Source organism: Streptomyces sp. ISL-10, from assembly GCF_018614575.1.
In the GTDB taxonomy this organism is placed as follows: Bacteria; Actinomycetota; Actinomycetes; order Streptomycetales; family Streptomycetaceae; genus Streptomyces.
Genome location: NZ_JAGGOJ010000047.1, coordinates 1 through 17,314 on the forward strand (window position 1 = coordinate 1; position 17,314 = coordinate 17,314).

Here is a 17,314-nt window from a genome sequence, read left to right on the forward strand (position 1 = left end):
TCACGATCTACAGCTGGAGTATTAAACCAGACGTGAACCGAACGGAGTGCTGTATGCGCCCCAAGAACGAGCGACTGGCACGGGCCGTGCGCGAGTCCGGATACAGCTACGCCGAGCTGGCCCGCCAGATCCGCGCCGTCGCAGCCGAGAACGGCACCACGGCGCGCACGAACTCCTCCGCCGTGGCCCACTGGATCGCCGGAACGCGGCCGAGCCGTGGCACCGCCCGGCTCATAGCCGAGGCCCTGTCACGGCGGCTGCCGCTGCCGGTGTCGGCCACCCAGCTCGGCCTGCTGCCACCGCCGGACGACGGCGATCCGCTGCCGCCGCCCGGCGAAGGACACGACCCGCTGGAGGTGCTCGACGCGCTCACCGGGGCGGACATCGAGCGGAGCCCCTGGTCCCGCACCGTCCCCTACAGCGTCGCGGCCGCCGCCCTTCCCCTGGACACCCGCGCGGCGGGGACGGGGCCGCGGGGCCCGGCACGGCAGTGCAACGGCACCGCCGGAGAGACGGAGGTGGCGGCCGTGCGCGAGACGACGCGGCTGTTCACCGCCGTGGACGAGCGGTTCGGCGGACAGCACGGACGCACCGCACTGGTGCAGTACCTCAGAAGCGACGTGGCCGCGCTGTGCCGCGCTCGCTTCCGGACCGAGGACCTCAAGCGGCAGATGCTGTCCGCCGGGGCGTGCGTGGCCTACCTGGCCGGCTGGAAGGCGTACGACGCGGGTGAAGCGGGCCTGGCCCAGCGCTACTACCTCCAGGCGTACGCCCTGACCCGCGAGGCGGACAACGACCTGCACGGCGCGTTCGTCCTGCGCGTCCTCGCCCACCACGGCATGGAGGTGGGCCGCCCCGAGCACTCGCTCGACCTCATCGACGAGGCGCTCCGCCGCGTGCGGGGCCGTACGGACCCCGCGACCGAGTCCCTGTACGTCGTCACCCGCGCCCGAGCGCTCGCCATGGCCGGCCGCGGGCCGGAGGCCGTCGACGAGGCCGCGCGGGCCGCCCGGATCGTCGAGGGCGCGGACGAGCGGGAGATGCCCTTCTGGGCGGCACTGTGGGGATCGGCGAGCGCCTGCGTGGGCAACCACACGGCCAAGGCCGCCGAGCACCTGGGCTCCTACGACGTCGCCGAACGGCACTTCAGCCACGCCGTGTGGAACCGCTCCGGCGGTGAGCACCGGCGCATCACCGCGCTGAGCGTCGCCCACGCCGGGACGATGCAGTGCCGCCAGGGCCTTGTGGAGCAGGCCTGCGAGACCTGGACGCGGGCGCTGGAGCTGATGGACGGGGTGCGCTCGGCCCGGGTCAGCCGCGCGGTCTCCGGAATGCAGCGGGAACTGGCGCCCTACCGCCACCGCAAGGTCCAGGCGGCCGTCGAACTCGAGGGACGCGTCCGGCTGTGGACGGCGAAGGAGCGCGCATGAGCATCCGGCAGCCGCCCGTGCGGCCGTCGCGACCGCCTGCCCCTGTCAACCGGGTCACGACCGCGGCACTCGTCGGCACCGTCATCGAGTTCTACGACTTCGCGCTCTACGCCACCGCCGCCGCGATCGTGTTCGGCCCCGTCTTCTTCCCCGGATTCGCCCCGTCGGCAGCGACCCTGGCGGCGTTCGGCACCTTTGCCACCGGGTTCGTGGCGCGGCCCCTCGGCTCGGTCCTCTTCGGCCACATCGGCGACCGGCTGGGCAGGCGCGTGGTCCTGCAGTCCACGGTGCTGGTCACCGGCCTCGCCACCTTCGCCATCGGGCTGCTGCCCGGCTACCGGGAGCTGGGCGTCGCCGCGCCCGTCTGCCTCGTGGTCCTGCGATTCGTCCAGGGGCTGGGGATCGGCGGCGAATGGACCGGGGCCGTCCTGCTGGCCGGCGAGCACGCCCCGCCCGGACGCCGCGGGCTGTGGGCCTCGTTCCCGCAGACCGGGCCGGCGATCGGCTTCCTGTGCGCCAACGGCTGCGTCCTCGCGCTCTCCGCGGCACTCACCCCCGAGCAGTTCCTTGCCTGGGGCTGGCGCGTGCCCTTCTGGGGCGCGGGGATCCTCACCCTGATCGGCTTCCTGCTGCGGTCCCGCATCGTCGAGACGCCGGTATTCCAGGGGCTCGCGCGTGACGACGCCCTCGCCCGCTCCCCGCTGCGGGCCGTCCTGCGGCTGCACGGGGGGCGCGTGGTGCTCGTGGCGGGCGCGGTGATGTGCACGTACGCCGTGCACTACACCGCCACGGTCTGGGCGATGTCCCACATCACCGGCCGGCCGGGCTTCACCCCCGGCGGGACGCTGCTGTGCATCATGGCGGCGATGACCGTGATGGGCGCTGCCACACCCCTCGCCGCGACGCTCGGCGACCGCTACGGCGGACGCCGGCTCAGCATCGTCGGCTGCGTCGCGATGGGCGTCCTCACCGTGCCGTATCTGGCCCTGCTGCACCGCGGCGGACTGCCGACGGTGTGGGCCTGCACGACCGTGCTGCTCCTTGCCCTCATCACCATGCTCGGCGTGCAGGGCATGTACATCCCGGAGCTGTTCGAGCCTCGGCTGCGCACGTCGGGGACGGCGATCTCGTACAACCTGGGGGCGGTGCTCGGCGGAGCGCTCACGCCCCTGATCAACAGCCGGCTGTCGCAGACGACTGGTGGCGGGGGCGTGCCGTGGGCCGTGGCGGCGTATCTGGTGGGCGTGTGCGCGGTGAGCCTGCTGTGCCTGCTGCGGCTGCCGGCCACGCATGCCGCGTCGACGTCGGCGTCCGGCGCGGTGGCGGTTTCGGTGTCGGGCTCGGCGTCGGCTTCGCCTTCCGACAGGTCGGCGCCCGGCTGACCGCCTCCGCCCAGGAGGACCGCGGTGGCCGGGGCCGTTTCGGCGGGGAGGGCGCACGGGCGGTGGCGCGGACGAGGCGGGAGCAGGGGGCGCCAGCGGCGTGACAGGACCACCAGCCGCGCGTCGAGCAGCTCGTCGAGCACCGTTTCGCGCGGCCGGACGCGCGCCGGGCGTCGTCCAGGCGGTGCTTCCTCCGGCGCTGGTCCTGGGCGCGGATCGCGGCGGGGTGGGAGCCGGGTAGACCGTACGGCCCCGTTCCGCTGCCCGCCGCGCCGCCGGCTGTGACGCTGGGGGAATGCAGCGACGCTCCGACCATGTGAAGGTCCGCCGGGTCTACGAGGCACCGGACCCGGACGACGGCGTGCGCGTACTCGTCGACCGGCTCTGGCCGCGCGGGCTGGCCAAGACCGAGGCACGCGTCGACGAGTGGCCGAAGGCGCTCACGCCGTCGACGGAGCTGCGCCGCTGGTACCACGGCCCGGACGGCACGTACGAGGAGTTCTGCCGGCGCTACGAGGCCGAACTCGCCGAACCCGCAGCGGCCGAGGCCCTGGAACGGCTCAGGGACCTCGCGGCCGACGGGCCACTGACCCTGCTCACGGCGGCCAAGGATCCCGACACCAGTCATGCGTCGGTGCTGCTGCGCCTGCTCGGCACCCGGCGCTAGCGCGCGTCGCCGGCTCTGACGGGCGGATACGGAGCCCTCACCTCCGTCGACGGGCCCTTCACGGCCGCCGCACGGGTCGTGCACGATGGCCGGACGTACCACCGCGAGTGAACCCACCACTGCGAGCCCGGCGCGACCAGGGGCAGATCCGGTCCCGGCGCCCGCTCCGGCCATCGCCGATCCCAGGAGGCGCCGCGTGGCGAGCAAGGACCATGCCCGGCTCGACGAGTTGCAGCGCGACCCCTACCCGCTCTACGCCGGCGCCCGGGAGGCGGAGGGCCTCACCTTCGTGCCGGAGCTCGACGCCTGGCTGATCGCCCGCGATGCGGACGTACGCGAAGTGCTGCGCCGCGCCGACGACTTCTCCTCCGAACGCGCCCTGCTGCCGGACGTGCTGCCCTCGCCCGCGGCCCAACAGGTGCTCGCCAAGGGCTACGGCAAGCGGCCCACCGTCGTCTCCACCGACGGAGCCGCGCACCGGCGTCATCGCGCCCCGCTCAACCAGGGCCTGTCGGCCGGGCGCGTCGCCGCGCTCGTCCCCTACGCGGAAGAGCAGGCCGAGGCGCTCGTCGACGCCTTCGCGGAGGACGGCCGGGCCGAGCTGATGTCGGCGTACGCGCGCAAACTGCCGGGGCAGGTCATCGGCCGCCTCATCGGCATCGACCCGGCCGATGTGCCCGCCGCGGTCCGCGGCGGCTACCGGGCCGAGCAGTTGCTGTTCCGCCCGATGGCGGAGGCCGAGCAGGTCGCGGCCGCCGAGGACGTGGTCGCGCTGCAGACCATGCTCGACCGGTACATCCGGGACCGGCGGGCCGAGCCGCGCGACGACCTGCTGTCGGCCATGGTCGCGGCGCTCGCGCCGGGCAGCGGTGAACCGACCCTCGACCAGCGCCACGAACTCGTCTCCAGCTTCCAGAACTTCCTGATCGCCGGGCACCTGACCACCACCGCGCTCATTGGCACGACCCTGTTGCATCTGTTGAGCGACCGCCGCCAGTGGGAACTCCTCCGCGACGACCCGGGCCTGATCCCTGCGGCGATCGAGGAGGCCGCCCGCTACGACACCGCCGTCCAGGGCTTCCGCCGCACCACGACCCGGCCGGTCACCGTCGCCGGCACCGAACTGCCCGCCGGGGCGACGGTGTTCGTTGCCTACGGCTCCGCCAACCGGGACGAGCGCAGGCACGACCGGCCCGACACCTTCGACGTCACCCGCCCGCTGTCCCGTCGGCATGTGGCCTTCGGGCACGGGGCGCACGGCTGCCCCGGCTCCCGGCTCGCCCGCGAGCAGCTCGCCCTGACGCTCCGTCTCCTCGTCCGGCGGCTGCCCGGACTGCGGCTGGACGAGGACGGGCCGCGGCCCGTGATGCGCCCGACCCTGATCCACCGCTCGCCGGAGGCGCTGCACGTCCGCTGGTGAAGCGGCCCTGCAGGTCAGCCGTGGGACTGCGCCGCCGGGTCGGCCGGACCGGTCAGCCGGGGGGCCTCGGTGGCAGCGTCGACCGGGCCCGTCAGCCGGTCCGCCAGCTGCCGGGCCCACCGGGTCAGGCCCGGCACATCGATCCCGTACGGCCCTTGGAACGGCGTGATCCGGTCAGCCCCGCGCAGCAGCAGCCGGGCGCCGCCCGCCGTGTTGCCGCGGGCGGCGTGGGTGAGGCCGACCGCGAGCTGCGCGAGCCCTCGCCACAGCTCGCGCTCGTGCGCGGGGCCGGACTTCCAGGCGTCCTCGAAGACCTCGTGGGCGTGGAAGGGCATGCCCGCGTCCAGCAGTCGCTGTGCCTCGACCACGGTCTCGGGCCCGCTCCGCCACACCCCCTCGGGCTGCCGCTCCACCCCCGGCGTCCCGTACGGGAGAGGCCGGCCGAGCCCGTCGCGTGGCCGGGCATTGCGGGCCCGCCCTTCTTCGTCGCGATCCCGCCCCGACCGTGCGCTGCCTGCATCGTCCATACCGCGATTGTCCCCTGCCGCGCCGTGGCCCGTCGGGCCCGGTTCCCAGCCGCGCCCCCGCCCCGGTGGTCCTGGCGCCATGGCGCTCGGCGCGTCGTGGCTGGGCGGTCCTGGCACCGCTGCGGTCCTGCGCTCCGGCACCACGCCGTCCGAGCGCCCGTTGCTTCTGCCACGACGGCCCGTGTTCCAGCGGCTGGTCGTTCCGGGCCGCCGACGGTCCGGCCGTGCGCCAGCGGGGCAATCCGGCTTATCTCTGGCTGTCCGAGCCCGGCGCGTCCGTGTCACCCTGCGCCCGGGTGCTTCTGTGTCGCGCCGGGGCGACCGCGCCCCGTGTCCGGGTGCTGTCCAAGATCCAGCCCCGGCCGGAACGTGTCAGCGGCATCGACCCTCCGTTCCGCCCCGTACCGGGTGAGCCCCACGACGCGGGCCGTGCGGGGGGACACCGCTGCGGCGCGACGGGACGAGCGCCGGGCCGCGCGTCGTACCTGGGCCCCCAACTGGCTACCAGCCGGGACCTGCCCGGTCGGCCCCGCCGAGTGTTGTATTGTTCTCTTGCGCGTTCGGCCAGGGGGAAACCCCAGGTCACACGGGCACCGGGACGTGGCGCAGCTTGGTAGCGCACTTGACTGGGGGTCAAGGGGTCGCAGGTTCAAATCCTGTCGTCCCGACTCGAAGGAGTCGCAGGTCAGAGGCTGTATCGGAGTGAATCCGGTGCGGCCTCTCGATCGTTTTGGGGACCAGTTGGGGACCAGCGCACGCGGCTGTGGCTGAAGCGCACCTCGACCGGGTCGAAGTGCGCTTCGGACGTCGGCGGCGCGGCAGTGGAAACCTTGCGGCGTGGCGCTGTCGCGGGAGTTCGGCGTGTCGGCCGCTGGGACACGCTGCCGGCACCGCCCGCGTGTGGGCCCGGCGGGCCGAGCCGGCGCGCGGACCGTGCTGCGGGAAGCGCAAGGCGAGCAGGGGCAGGACGAGCGCAGCGCGGGCGGCCGGGGCGTCCGGGGCCGAGGTTGTACCGGCTCAGGCGGAGCGGGAGGGCGGTGGTCGCGGTGCAGACCAGGGCGGAGAGGGCGTAGATCTCCTGGTCCCAACGCAGCAGGGTGGGGGGCCTCCCCGGCCGGCAGGTCGCGTACGAGTCCGCCGCCGATGAGCATGGTCACGCTCAGCAGTGCGGAGGTTCACGGCGCCGAGGAACGTCATGGACGGTGAGCGTGCCGGTGACGCAGCAGACGCCGACACCGGCCGCGTCGGCGATGTCCAGGGGCCGGCGCGTGAGGGCGGAGGCCGCCGCCGAACGCGGTGCAGCAGGTCAGGACGGCGATGCCGTGAGAGCGTGCTCGCTCATGACGTCGTCCGCCGGCTCGACTCCGGCTGCGCAAGCGCCCTCGGGGGACGACGGTGAGGCGGAGCGTCACGATCAAGACGGGAACAACCGCAGGGAAGTGCCTGTCGGTTGTCTCGCTGTGTCGCGTGCTCCCCGAGGCCGAGCAGTGGGACGGGCGGGCGAAGGCGGAGGTCCGGCGCCTTGGCGTGGGGGACACCTCATGCTCGAACACCTGTAGGCGGCTGTTGGGATGGGGACCTGATCTGCTAGGTTCGGCGCCGCAACGTGTGAGGGAAGCCGGTGTGAGTCCGGCACGGTCCTCGCCACTGTAACCGGGGAGCGAACCCCATCCGGCCACTGGGCGACAGCCCGGGAAGGCGGGGTGAGCGCTGATCCGGGAGTCAGGATACCTCGCGTCGCAATGATCAACGATGACTCCACGAAGGATGGATCACGATGTCTGCCATGTCGGCGCTTACCTGCCTGCCACCTCATCCAGTCGCCTCCGTAAGCCTGCGCTCGGGGGTCGCTTCGCGCTGCCTGTCGTCGAGCTGACGAGTCGTCAGGCAGTCATGCCGGGCGCAATGCCCGGCTTTCAGTGATAACCGGCGGGCCCGTCTGTCGCGTTCGGACGCGACCGGCTCGTGTCGCCTGTGCCGGCCGCCCGCGCCCTCGCGGAGTTCTCCCTTTCTCCCTTCTCCCTGCTGTGTTCCGCGCTTTCTCATATTCCGTATGTGTACAAGGAGTTGTCCGTGGCGGTATTCGCCGACAAAGACCCGCAGGCCGTTGCCCGGCGGAGCCTGCTCAAGGGCGCCTTCGCCGGGGCAGTGCTGCTCGGCGTGCCCGGCCTGGCCGGATGCCGGTCGAGCACCACCGCAGATGCCCAGAGCGTTTCCCCGCGCCGCGGCGGGAACCTGCGGGTGGTGATCTCTGGAGCGTCGAGCACCGACGACGTGCTCGACCCGCACCTGGCCGGCTCGTGGGGCGGCGGGGCGGTGGCGAAGAACATCTTCGACAAACTGGTCGCCCACGACAACGACCTGACCCCGCGTCCGCGGCTGGCCGAGAAGCTGGAGCCCAACACCGATGGCACGGTCTGGACGATCCGGCTTCGCCAGGGCGTGACATGGCACGACGGCAAGCCGCTGACCGCCGCCGACGTGCTGTGGAGCGTCAAGCGCATCCTGGACCCGGGGAACAAGCTGCCCGCCGCCGCCGATCTCAAGATGGTCGACATCGCCGCATCCCGCGCGGTCGACGACAACACGGTCGAGCTGCGCATGACACAGCCGATCGCCGATCTCGGCGCGCTTCTGGCCGGCTGGTACGTCTACGTCGTGCAGAACGGCACGAACGCCTTCGACAGGAAGCATCCGCCGATCGGCACCGGGCCGTTCCGATACGACAGCTGGGCACCGGGCGAGCGGACCAGGCTGGTACGCAACGACCGGTACTGGGAGGCCGGCAAGCCCTATGTGGACAGCGTCGAGATCATCCTGGCGGCGGAGGCCGACGCGCGGCTCAATGTCCTGCTGTCCGGGCAGGCCGACATCGTGCACGAGCTGTCGTACGTACAGGCCAAGGCACAGCGGGGCAACCAGGCGCTGACCGTCCACGCCTCACCGGTGGGCACGTTCCACTCCTTCAACATGCTCATCGACCGTGAGCCGTTCAACGACCCGAAGGTGCGCGAGGCGCTCAAACTCGCCGTCGACCGCGAGGCGATCGTCGAGTCGGTCTTCTTCGGTTACGGCGAGGTCGGCAACGACCTGTACGGCAAGGGGGCGCCCCACTACGCCGCCGCGATCCCGCAGCGCGCCTATGACCCGGACAAGGCCCGGGCCTTGCTGCGCGCCGCAGGCAAGGAGAACCTGCGGGTGACCCTGCACACCGCCGACGTCACCCCCGGCTATGTGCAGTCGGCGCTGCTCTTCGCCGAACAGGCCAAGAAGGCCGGCATCACCATCGAGGTGTCGAAGTCGGCGGCCGACTCGTACTGGAGCGACGTCTATCTCAAGCAGCCCTTCACCCAGACCGGTTGGGGCAGCTACGCCCTGGAGTGGTTCTACGGGCAGGCCCTCCTCTCGGACGCGCGGAGCAACGAGACCGCGTGGCGGCGACCGGCCTGGGACCGGAAGTTCGCCACGGCGCGGGGCACGCTCGACCCGTCGCGGCGCGAGCAGCGTTACGCCGAACTGCAGCAGGAGCTGTGGGCGGACGGCGGCTACATCATCCACTCCTACGCCAAGTGGCTCGACGGGGTCAGCCCGAGAGTGCACGGCTTCAAGGCCGCGTCGGTGGCCACCGACGACTGGTGCAGCTACCGCGACGTCTGGATGTGACATCAGATGCATGGTTGGAGGCGGATACCGGACCGCCACCCGCTCCTGGGCCACATCGCCGGGCGGGCAGTCGGAGCTCTCGCCATCGTGTTCGCCGCATCGGTGGCCGTCTTCGCGGCGATGCAGCTGCTGCCCGGTGACGCGGTCGACGTGATCCTGGCCAAGGGGGCCGGTTCCGGTACGGCCACGCCCGCTCAGAAGGCCGCGCTGCGCGCCGAGTTGGGGCTCGACCGGCCCGCCGCCGAGCGTTACCTCGACTGGATGGGAGCGGTGCTGCGCGGCGACCTGGGGCGGTCGCTGTTCTCGGGACGTCCTGTCACCGAGATCGTCTCCGCTCGGCTGCCCCACACGCTCGTCCTCGCGGCCGTGGCCACGGCCGTGCTCATCCCGGTGGCGATCGGGCTCGGGGCGTGGGCCGGCGCCCGCGCCGGGAGGACCCGCGACCGGGTCGTGAGCACCGCCTCGGTCACCCTCGGGTCGCTGCCGGAGTTCGTCACCGCGACCCTGCTGATCGCCGTGTTCGCGTACGCCCTCCCCGTACTGCCGGCTGTCTCGCTCGTCCCGCCTGGCCGGAGCCCGTTGTCCACCCCCGAGATTCTGGTGCTGCCGGTCGTCACCCTCGTCACCGTGATGGCCCCGCAGACCATCCGGATGGTGCGGGCGCAGATGGCCGAGGCGATGGCGTCGGACTACGTGAAGATGGCCCGGCTGCACGGCATACGGGAGCGGCGCATCGTCACCCACCACGCGCTGCGCAACGCCCTCGCCCCGGCGATGCCACTGCTGGCCGGCAGCGTCACCTGGCTGGTCGGCGGCATCGTGGTCGTCGAGACCGTGTTCAACTACCCAGGCGTCTCGCAGGACCTGGTGCGCGCCATCGCCCAGCGGGACCTGCCGTACGTGCAGTCGGTGACGCTGCTGTTCGCCGCGGTCACGGTCGCCGGTTACCTGCTCGCCGACATCGTCGTCGTCCTGCTCGTGCCGAAGCTGCGCACGGCCGGCGGGCGGCGCCGATGAACACGCCGAGCGTCTCGTCCCGTCGGCCGCGGCGGTGGACCGGCATGGCCGTCAGCCTCGTCATCGTGGCCCTGGTCGTCGTGGCGGTGGCCGGCCCGTGGCTGGCCCCGCACGCCCCGACCGACGTCGTCGGTCTGCCGTACGCTCCGCCGGGCCCCGGCCTGCCGCTGGGCACCGACTATCTCGGCGGCGACGTGGCGAGCCGGCTGCTGCACGGCGGGCGTACCGTCGTCATGCTCGCTCTCGCCGCCAGTTTCCTGGGCTACCTGGTAGGCGGCGGGATCGGGCTGGCCGCCGGTCTGTTCGGTCACGCCGACTCCGTCCTCATGCGTCCGGTCGACGTGTTGCTTGCCCTCCCGCCCTTCCTGCTCCTCGCCGTCCTTGCCGCCGGCACCGGACGCGGCACCATCGTCGTCGTGATGGCCGCCGTGCTGGCCAACGCTCCGGGCATCGCCCGGGTGGTCCGGGCGGCCACCCTGGAAGTCGGTGTGCGCGGCTACGTCGAGGTGGCCCTCGCCCGGGGCGAATCCTGGCCGCGCGTGGCGGCGCGCGATGTGCTGCCCAACATCGCCGCGCCCATGCTGACCGACGTCGGCTCCCGTGTCAGTGCCACCATCGCGATGGTCGCCGGCGCCAACTTCCTCGGTCTGGGCCTGCAGCCGCCCACCGCGGACTGGGCGCTGATGGTGGCCGAGAACCGCGCCGGCCTGGCCCTGCAACCGTGGGCGGTGCTGGCCCCGGCACTGACCATCGCCGTTCTGACGATCGCCGTCAATCTCGGTGGCGACGAGATCGCCGCCCGGCTGCGCCGGGCCACCACCGCGGTCACCACCCTGCGCGGCGGCATCGCGCCGAGCGGTCACCCGGTCGTGAAGAAGGCCGGCCAGCCGGTCGTGAAGAAGGAAGGGGCGCCGTCGTGACCGCCACCATGCCGCAGGACCCTGAGACGAGACTCGCCGTCGAGGTGCATGGGCTGCGCGTGGTGACCGAAGCCGGTCAACCGATCGTCGATGGCGTCTCGTTCACCGTCTACCCGGGAGAGGTCCTCGCCGTCATCGGCGAGTCCGGCTCGGGCAAGACCACGACCGCCCTGGCCCTCCTCGGCTTCGCCGGCCCGGGCACCGCCATAGCCGCCGGCACGGTGCGCATCGCCGGGGAGGCTCTGCTCGGCCGTCCCGAGCCGCAGACCCGCCGACTGCGCTCCCGACTGGTCAGCTACGTTCCGCAGGACCCGGCACTGGCGCTCAATCCGGCCCGGCGCGTGGGCGTACAGCTCTATGAGATCGTTCGCGCGCACGGCCGGCACGCCGACGCCGACGGGGCCGTCGGCCGAGCACTGGAGCGGGCCCGGCTCCCCACCGACCAGCGGTTTCTGCGCCGCTTTCCCCATCAACTCTCCGGCGGGCAGCGTCAACGCGTCGTCATCGCCCAGGCGCTGCTGCTCGATCCCGCCGTGGTCGTCCTGGACGAGCCGACCACCGGCCTGGACGCGGTCACCCGGCAGGAGTTCCTCACCCACCTCGACCGGCTGCGCGCCGAGACGGGGGCGGCGATGGTCTACGTCACCCACGACGTGGCCGCCATCGCGCCGCTCGCCGACCGGGTCGCGGTGCTGCACAGCGGCCGCATCGTCGAGCAGGGGCCCGCTCGTACGGTCCTCGTCCGGCCGGCCGCCGTCTACACCCGCCACCTCCTCGCGGCCGTACCCGACCCTCATCGGCCGACGCCTCGACCGGACGGCCCCGACCCCGACACCACCGGCGCGCTGCTGCGCATCCGCGGCCTGGCCGCCACCCACCGCAGTGGCGCGCAGCAGGTGGTCGCCGCTCACGGCGTCGACCTCGACCTGCCGGCCGGCACCTGCTTGGCGCTGGTCGGCGAGTCCGGCTCGGGCAAGACCACCATCGGTCGCTGTGTGGCCGGGCTGCACCGTCCCGACACCGGCACCGTCACCCTCGACGGGAAGCCGCTCGGCCCGACAGCCCGCCGACGTGACCGGGACCAGCGCCAGGCCATCCAGATCGTGTCCCAGTCGGCGAGCGAGTCGCTCAATCCCCGCCGTACCGTCGGCGCCGAACTCGCCCGGGTGCTGCGCCACTTCGACACCGTCGGCGAAGCCGATACCGCGCGGCGGGTGGCCGAGCTGCTCGACAGCGTCCGACTGCCGCAGGCCATGGCCGACCGGTACCCCGGCCAGTTGTCGGGCGGAGAGCGTCAGCGCGCTGCCATCGCTCGCGCGCTGGCCGCCGGCCCGCGGGTCCTGATCTGCGACGAGATCACCTCGGCGCTCGACGTCTCCGTACAGGCCACCGTCCTGGATCTGCTGAGTGACCTGCGACGCCGACTCGATCTGACGCTCCTGTTCATCACCCACGACCTAGGCGTCGTGGCCTCCATCGCCGACCACGTGGCGCTGCTGCACCACGGCCGGATCGAGGTGTCAGGACCCACCCGCGACGTCCTGCACGACAACCCCCATCCCCTGGCCCGCCGGCTGCTCGATGCAGCCCCCAGCCTCAGTCTCAGCCACCACCCCGGCGCGCTCGCCCCGCCGATCGGCCGGACACCACACCCGCACCATTAGTCCTCACATCTGATTCTCCTCACATCTGAGCGAGGGCGAAGCGGAGGACGCCGGCGATCGTTGTCTTTCCGGGCATGACCGCTGCTTCTTCCGCTGATCGTGCATAGTTCCGTCGTCGTGCGGCAGTGATGGCATGTCGCGTTGACTCCTTGGCGGACGTGCCGGTTGCCGTCGGTGACGGGGCCGTTGGAGGAGCGGGAGCGTGCTGTCCTGTAGCGGAGAAGGCTCTTCAGGCTGAGCTTCGGGAGGCGAAGGCCGCGTGGGAACGATTCGTGATTGCCCGTGAGTGGTCGGGCAGGTCACGGCGGAGCCGCGCGGCCGCGGGGAAGCGCCGGTGACCGTGCCCGGTTCGGTGGTGCCCGAGTGGCGGCACGGACTCAGCGCACGCTGCGCCTCCTGGCGGGTACGGCTTCGTCGCCAGGTGCAGCCCTACCGCTGTCGCGTCGCAGGCACGAGCCGGAACCTGACAGGCAGTCAGTCGACGAACTGGCATAGCGGCTCCTGACCAGCAGCGATGTCGAAGTGAGACTGTCGTGCCAATAGAGTGACCCCATGTCTGCCACATTGAGTTCCACGAGAGCCCTCGCCGCGCTCCGGACATCGGCGCGTGTCTCCGCCGAGTTGCTGCTGGTCCTCGTGATGGCCGCAGTGGCCCTGTGGCTTCTGGGCCGGATGTGGTCGGTGGTTTGGCCGTTCATCGTGGGCCTGTTCCTCACCACGCTGACCTGGCCCCCGGCTCGTTTCCTGCGTCGGCGCGGGTGGCCTCCCGCCCTGGCCGCGTCCGTTGTGACCGTGCTGTTCCTCCTCATCGCCGCGGGCATCATGGCGCTGATCGCCGTGCCGGTGGCGTCCCAGTCCGGTGAGCTGGCCGACGGTGTGGTCGAAGGCATCCAGAAGCTGCGTGAGTGGGCCGCCGGGCCACCGCTGAACATCGGCGACGACCAGATCACGGGGGCCTTCGACGCCGCGATCGCCCGCATGCAGAACAGCGTCGGCAGCATGGTCACCGCTGTCGTCACGGGAGTGGGCACCGTGGTCAACGGCGTGGTCACTGCCGTCCTTGCGCTCTTCCTGATGTTCTTCTTCCTCAAGGACGGCCCGCGGTTCCTGCCGTGGCTCACCCGTCAGCTCCCCGGACGGCTCGCCACCGACGTCCCGATCGTGGCCGCGCGCGGTTGGGACACCCTGGGCGCGTTCGTGCGTTCCCAGGCATTCGTCGGCCTGCTCGACGCCGTCTTCATCGGCCTCGGCCTGTGGATCTTGGGGGTACCACTGGTGCTTCCGCTGGCGGTGCTGACCTTCGTATCCGCGTTCGTGCCGATCGTGGGTGCCCTGTTCGCCGGGTTGGTCGCGGTGCTCATCGCGTTGGTGTCGAACGGCCTGACGGACGCGCTGATCGTGCTGGCGATCATCGTCGTGGTGCAACAGCTCGAGGGCAACGTGTTCCAGCCCATGATCCAAGGGCGCGGACTCGGTCTCCATGCGGCGGTGATCCTGCTGGCGGTGACGTTGGGCGGTAGCCTGGCCGGCATCGTGGGCAGCCTGCTCGCCGTACCGGCCGCCGCGCTGATCGCGGTGGTCTGGAGCTATCTGCGCGAGCAGCTCAGCGACCCGCCGCAGCAGCCGGAGACCGACGAGTCGCACACCGGTGCCGCCGTCCCCTCGTAGCACCATTCGCAGACCGCTTCGCTTCCCGGAGCGCACACTCGGAGGACCCCGCGACCTCGCTTGAACGGGAGCACCGTGTGATCGTGGAAGCGGCCGCGGGACGAGGGCGGTTCGGCGACAGTACGAAGGCACGTCACCCGGTGCCGCATCGGGCAGCGTTCGCCCCGCTGTGACCTGTGAGGTCGAGCGGTGGATGGCGATCCGGCGTGACCCTTTATTCAGGTGGCTCCGTCCGGCCGGCCCTGGACAATGCGTCCATGCATATACGAGCCGTGCGTCTGGACGAGCTGCCTCTCCTGCAGGACATCGAGAGGGCCGCTGGGCTCTGCTTCCGCGACATCGGCATGCCGGAGATCGCCGACGACGAGCCGCTCCCGCTCGGCGAGCTCGCCCGCTACCACCACGCCGGGCTGGCCTGGGTCGCGGCCGACGACGCCGACATCCCGGTCGCCTACCTGATCGCCGACCGTGTCGACGGCAACCTCCACGTCGAGCAGGTCTCGGTACATCCGGACAGTTCACGCCGCGGTATCGGCCGGTCCCTGCTGGACCGGATGGCGGATCACGCTACGAGCGAGGGGGCGCCCGCTCTGACCCTCACCACATTCACCGAAGTCCCGTGGAACGCCCCCTACTATGCGCGCTGTGGCTTCCGGCTCCTGGACGACAGCGCGCTCACGCCAGGCCTGCGGGAGATCCGCGAGCGCGAAGCGGCACATGGCCTGGACAGGTGGCCTCGGGGCTGCATGCGCCAGGCGCTGTGACACCGCGGGTGCTGCCAGGAGCGTTCGGCCGCCGTTGAGCGGCACCGGCAAACGCTGTCCTGGGAAGCGAACCGCCAGCCGGTTTTTCCTGGGTGCCGCGCGGCCGTCGGGCTGGGCGGGTGGCAGAACGATTACGCGTCCGTGAGATCGACGACCGCACGGGGTCAGGCACCTGTTCGCACCCCGCGACGTGGCCGAGGACGAGCTCTATGGCCACATCAGCCGAAGAAGTTGAGTCGACCAACCGCGAGACGGAGGGGTGCCGCGCCCGTCCCCGCGCGGTCAGCCGATCTTGAGAAGGCCGGCGTCGACGACCGCGCGGCCGAAGGGGCTCGCGAGTTCGGCGAGGCGTTCGCAGTCGGCGTCGCCCAGGGCGGCGTAGGCGGGAAGGGCGAGGCGGTCGGTGCGGTCCTCGATGTGCTGGCGCAGACGTGCGCCTTCCGGACTGAGGGAGTTGCCGTCGAGGAGACCTCGCGTGCGCAGGCGCTCCTCGGCGTCGGCCCACTCCTCCTCGGGCCACGCGCGGCTTGCCTTGAGGAAGTCGACGGGAACGTCGCCAGTGGCAGCGTGCAGAACCAGGGACTCCAAGCCCCCGATGCCCTCGCTGAGCAAGCACGCGACATGGCCGTCGCCACGGAACTCCCGCAGCAGCGTCTGGGCATGCCACAGCCGCAGTACCGGTTCCTCAGGCCAGGGCAGCGCGGCATGGGCGGCGAAGAGCGGGCGGCCCTGCGCGTGTTCGCAGGCCGCATCGGCGGCCCTGCGGGTCAGTGCCAGAACCTCGTCCAGAGCAGTGAGTTCGTGGATCCCGGCCCGTCGCAGGGCCTCGCTCGCGGCGGCGTGGCGCGCGTCCAGCACCTGCTGCGGCGTCGCCGCGTCCCAGGCCCCGTCGACCGCCTGCCGTACGAAATCGGGGTTGAAGTTGTAGAAGGTCGAGATGACGAGCTCGGCGGATGCCCGGCCGAAGGCGGCGCTCCGGGAGGCGAAGTACCCGGCGCGTCCGCTGAGTCCGAGGTCCGCGTACCGTCGCCTTCCCTCGGGGGCGAAGTAGATCATGGCGTGTACGGGCTCGAGTCGGCGCCAGGCTGCTCGCGCTGTCTTCATGGGGTCACCTTTTCTGGGAGTCGACGGACGGGGACTTCGCTGTGGTTCCGGACTCGCCGTGCGCTCGCAGGTGTTCGAGCAGCAGGAGGTTGAGCGCCTCGGGCGCTTCCTCGGGAACCCAGTGGCTGACGCCCTGGAGGGTCTCGAACCGGTACGGCCCGTTGACCCACTGCCCGGTCTCCTGCGCGGCCGCCGGGCCGAAAGCGCTGTCCCGCGTGCTCCAGACGTACAGCGTGGGCACATCGATGACGCCGATCGCGCCGTCGGGGCGGCCGGCCCGGTACCAGTTCAGCGCCGCGGTGAGAGCGCCCGGCTGGGACAGGTGCCGCACGTAGGCCTCGGCACTGTCCTGCGGGACCTTTCCGGCGTAAGAGGCGCGAAGCGCCTCGGCATCGCCTGCGAGCATGCGTTCTTCGGTCGCGGGCGTTTCGCGCCAGTCGATCATGTAGCGCGATCGTTCGCGTTGGTCCTGGTCGGTGCGCAGGGTGGTGGCCAGAGCGCCGGGGTGTGGGGTCGAGACAACCGTCAGGGTACGTACGCGGCCGGGGTGGCCATCGGCGGTCCACCACGCCACCGCGCCTCCCCAGTCATGGCCGACCAGGTCGAAGGACGCCCAGCCCAGTTCCTCCGTGATCGCGACCACGTCGTCGACCAGGACGCTGATGCGGTAGTCCTCGGGCCGCTCGGGGCGGGCCCCGGGGGAGTACCCGCGCTGGTCGGGTGCGACCACCCGGTAGCCGTGCGTGGCCAAGGCCGCGATCTGCCGCTGCCACACCAGCCCCGTCTGCGGGAAGCCGTGCAGCAACAGCACCGGTCGGCCCCCAGGTGGACCCGCCACGATCGCGTCGAAAACGCCCGCAGCAGTGGAGATGCTCAGCTCGGTCACGCTCCGCCCCTTCATACCGACTGGTCGGTCAGCTTCCAGTCGTGGGAATGCATTGTCAAGGTCGAGGGTGTGCGCATACCCGCACCAGCCGCCGCACGTCGTGCTTTTGGCCGGATGGCGAGCCCGGGCCTAGTTGAACATGACGCCGGATTCAACTATAACCAACAGGAGGCCGGCTCCCGTCGCCGCTGCGGCCATGGCG

General features: G+C 71.9%; 13 protein-coding genes, 1 tRNA gene and 1 riboswitch. Of the genes, 11 read left to right on the forward strand and 3 right to left on the reverse strand.

The annotated features are described in order from the left end of the window. The first annotated feature begins 53 nt into the window (after positions 1-53). From J7E88_RS34045 to J7E88_RS34060, 4 genes are all read left to right on the forward strand, one after another. Positions 54-1,430 carry a hypothetical protein gene (locus J7E88_RS34045; RefSeq protein ID WP_215187360.1) on the forward strand — a complete coding sequence of 459 codons (1,377 nt, stop codon included), beginning with the start codon at positions 54-56 and terminating at the stop codon, positions 1,428-1,430. Further along, entirely contained in the window at positions 1,427-2,812 is a 1,386-nt protein-coding gene (locus tag J7E88_RS34050) for an MFS transporter (protein ID WP_215187361.1), read from the forward strand. Before J7E88_RS34045 ends, J7E88_RS34050 begins: the two co-directional genes overlap by 4 nt. 295 nt (positions 2,813-3,107) lie before the next feature. Beyond that, positions 3,108-3,479: a DUF488 domain-containing protein gene (locus J7E88_RS34055; protein ID WP_215187362.1), complete on the forward strand. Its 372-nt coding sequence runs from the start codon at positions 3,108-3,110 to the stop codon at positions 3,477-3,479. 196 nt (positions 3,480-3,675) lie between these two features. Next, a complete protein-coding gene (locus J7E88_RS34060) occupies positions 3,676-4,899 on the forward strand; it encodes a cytochrome P450 (protein ID WP_215187363.1) in 1,224 nt (407 codons plus the stop codon). Positions 4,900-4,913: 14 nt separating this feature from the next. On the opposite strand, the gene J7E88_RS34065 is transcribed toward J7E88_RS34060, so the two are convergent. Then, the gene (locus J7E88_RS34065; protein WP_215187364.1) at positions 4,914-5,426 is read right to left on the reverse strand and encodes a DUF309 domain-containing protein; all 513 of its coding nucleotides are present in this window, start codon (positions 5,424-5,426) and stop codon (positions 4,914-4,916) included. A 594-nt stretch (positions 5,427-6,020) separates the two neighbouring features. Here J7E88_RS34065 and J7E88_RS34070 point away from each other — a divergent pair. From J7E88_RS34070 to J7E88_RS34100, 7 genes are all read left to right on the forward strand, one after another. Beyond that, positions 6,021-6,094 (forward strand) — tRNA-Pro (locus J7E88_RS34070). Positions 6,095-7,006: 912 nt separating this feature from the next. After that, positions 7,007-7,180, forward strand: a riboswitch (cobalamin riboswitch). Positions 7,181-7,391: 211 nt separating this feature from the next. After that, complete coding sequence (locus J7E88_RS34075) at positions 7,392-9,089, forward strand: ABC transporter substrate-binding protein (protein WP_215187365.1); 1,698 nt, start codon at positions 7,392-7,394, stop codon at positions 9,087-9,089. Positions 9,090-9,095: 6 nt separating this feature from the next. Then, positions 9,096-10,106: an ABC transporter permease gene (locus J7E88_RS34080; RefSeq protein ID WP_215187366.1), complete on the forward strand. Its 1,011-nt coding sequence runs from the start codon at positions 9,096-9,098 to the stop codon at positions 10,104-10,106. Between the two features lie 44 nt (positions 10,107-10,150). After that, positions 10,151-11,026, forward strand: coding sequence for an ABC transporter permease (locus J7E88_RS34085; protein WP_215187367.1), 876 nt, complete (start codon positions 10,151-10,153; stop codon positions 11,024-11,026). Beyond that, positions 11,023-12,690 (forward strand): ABC transporter ATP-binding protein, encoded by a 1,668-nt coding sequence (locus tag J7E88_RS34090; protein ID WP_215187368.1) that lies wholly within the window; start codon positions 11,023-11,025, stop codon positions 12,688-12,690. Before J7E88_RS34085 ends, J7E88_RS34090 begins: the two co-directional genes overlap by 4 nt. A 552-nt stretch (positions 12,691-13,242) precedes the next feature. Then, positions 13,243-14,358 (forward strand): AI-2E family transporter, encoded by a 1,116-nt coding sequence (locus tag J7E88_RS34095; RefSeq protein ID WP_215187369.1) that lies wholly within the window; start codon positions 13,243-13,245, stop codon positions 14,356-14,358. 257 nt (positions 14,359-14,615) lie between these two features. Then, positions 14,616-15,122, forward strand: a complete 507-nt coding sequence (locus tag J7E88_RS34100) for a GNAT family N-acetyltransferase (RefSeq protein ID WP_215187370.1) — start codon at positions 14,616-14,618, stop codon at positions 15,120-15,122. Positions 15,123-15,404: 282 nt separating this feature from the next. Here J7E88_RS34100 and J7E88_RS34105 read toward each other — a convergent pair whose 3' ends face one another. Then, entirely contained in the window at positions 15,405-16,226 is an 822-nt protein-coding gene (locus J7E88_RS34105; protein WP_215187371.1) for a hypothetical protein, read from the reverse strand. Positions 16,227-16,230: 4 nt separating this feature from the next. Further along, positions 16,231-17,112, reverse strand: a complete 882-nt coding sequence (locus J7E88_RS34110; RefSeq protein WP_308307720.1) for an alpha/beta hydrolase — start codon at positions 17,110-17,112, stop codon at positions 16,231-16,233. Positions 17,113-17,314 lie beyond the last annotated feature (202 nt).

Excerpts from the sequence above, each read along its gene's own strand:
- J7E88_RS34045 (WP_215187360.1), top strand. The coding sequence starts at position 54 with ATGCGCCCCAAGAACGAGCGACTGGCACGGGCCGTGCGCGAGTCCGGA.
- J7E88_RS34105 (WP_215187371.1), bottom strand. The coding sequence starts at position 16,226 with ATGAAGACAGCGCGAGCAGCCTGGCGCCGACTCGAGCCCGTACACGCC.
- J7E88_RS34095 (WP_215187369.1), top strand. The coding sequence starts at position 13,243 with ATGTCTGCCACATTGAGTTCCACGAGAGCCCTCGCCGCGCTCCGGACA.
- J7E88_RS34085 (WP_215187367.1), top strand. The coding sequence starts at position 10,151 with ATGGCCGTCAGCCTCGTCATCGTGGCCCTGGTCGTCGTGGCGGTGGCC.
- J7E88_RS34080 (WP_215187366.1), top strand. The coding sequence starts at position 9,096 with ATGCATGGTTGGAGGCGGATACCGGACCGCCACCCGCTCCTGGGCCAC.
- J7E88_RS34065 (WP_215187364.1), bottom strand. The coding sequence starts at position 5,426 with ATGGACGATGCAGGCAGCGCACGGTCGGGGCGGGATCGCGACGAAGAA.
- J7E88_RS34100 (WP_215187370.1), top strand. The coding sequence starts at position 14,616 with ATGCATATACGAGCCGTGCGTCTGGACGAGCTGCCTCTCCTGCAGGAC.
- J7E88_RS34055 (WP_215187362.1), top strand. The coding sequence starts at position 3,108 with ATGCAGCGACGCTCCGACCATGTGAAGGTCCGCCGGGTCTACGAGGCA.
- J7E88_RS34050 (WP_215187361.1), top strand. The coding sequence starts at position 1,427 with ATGAGCATCCGGCAGCCGCCCGTGCGGCCGTCGCGACCGCCTGCCCCT.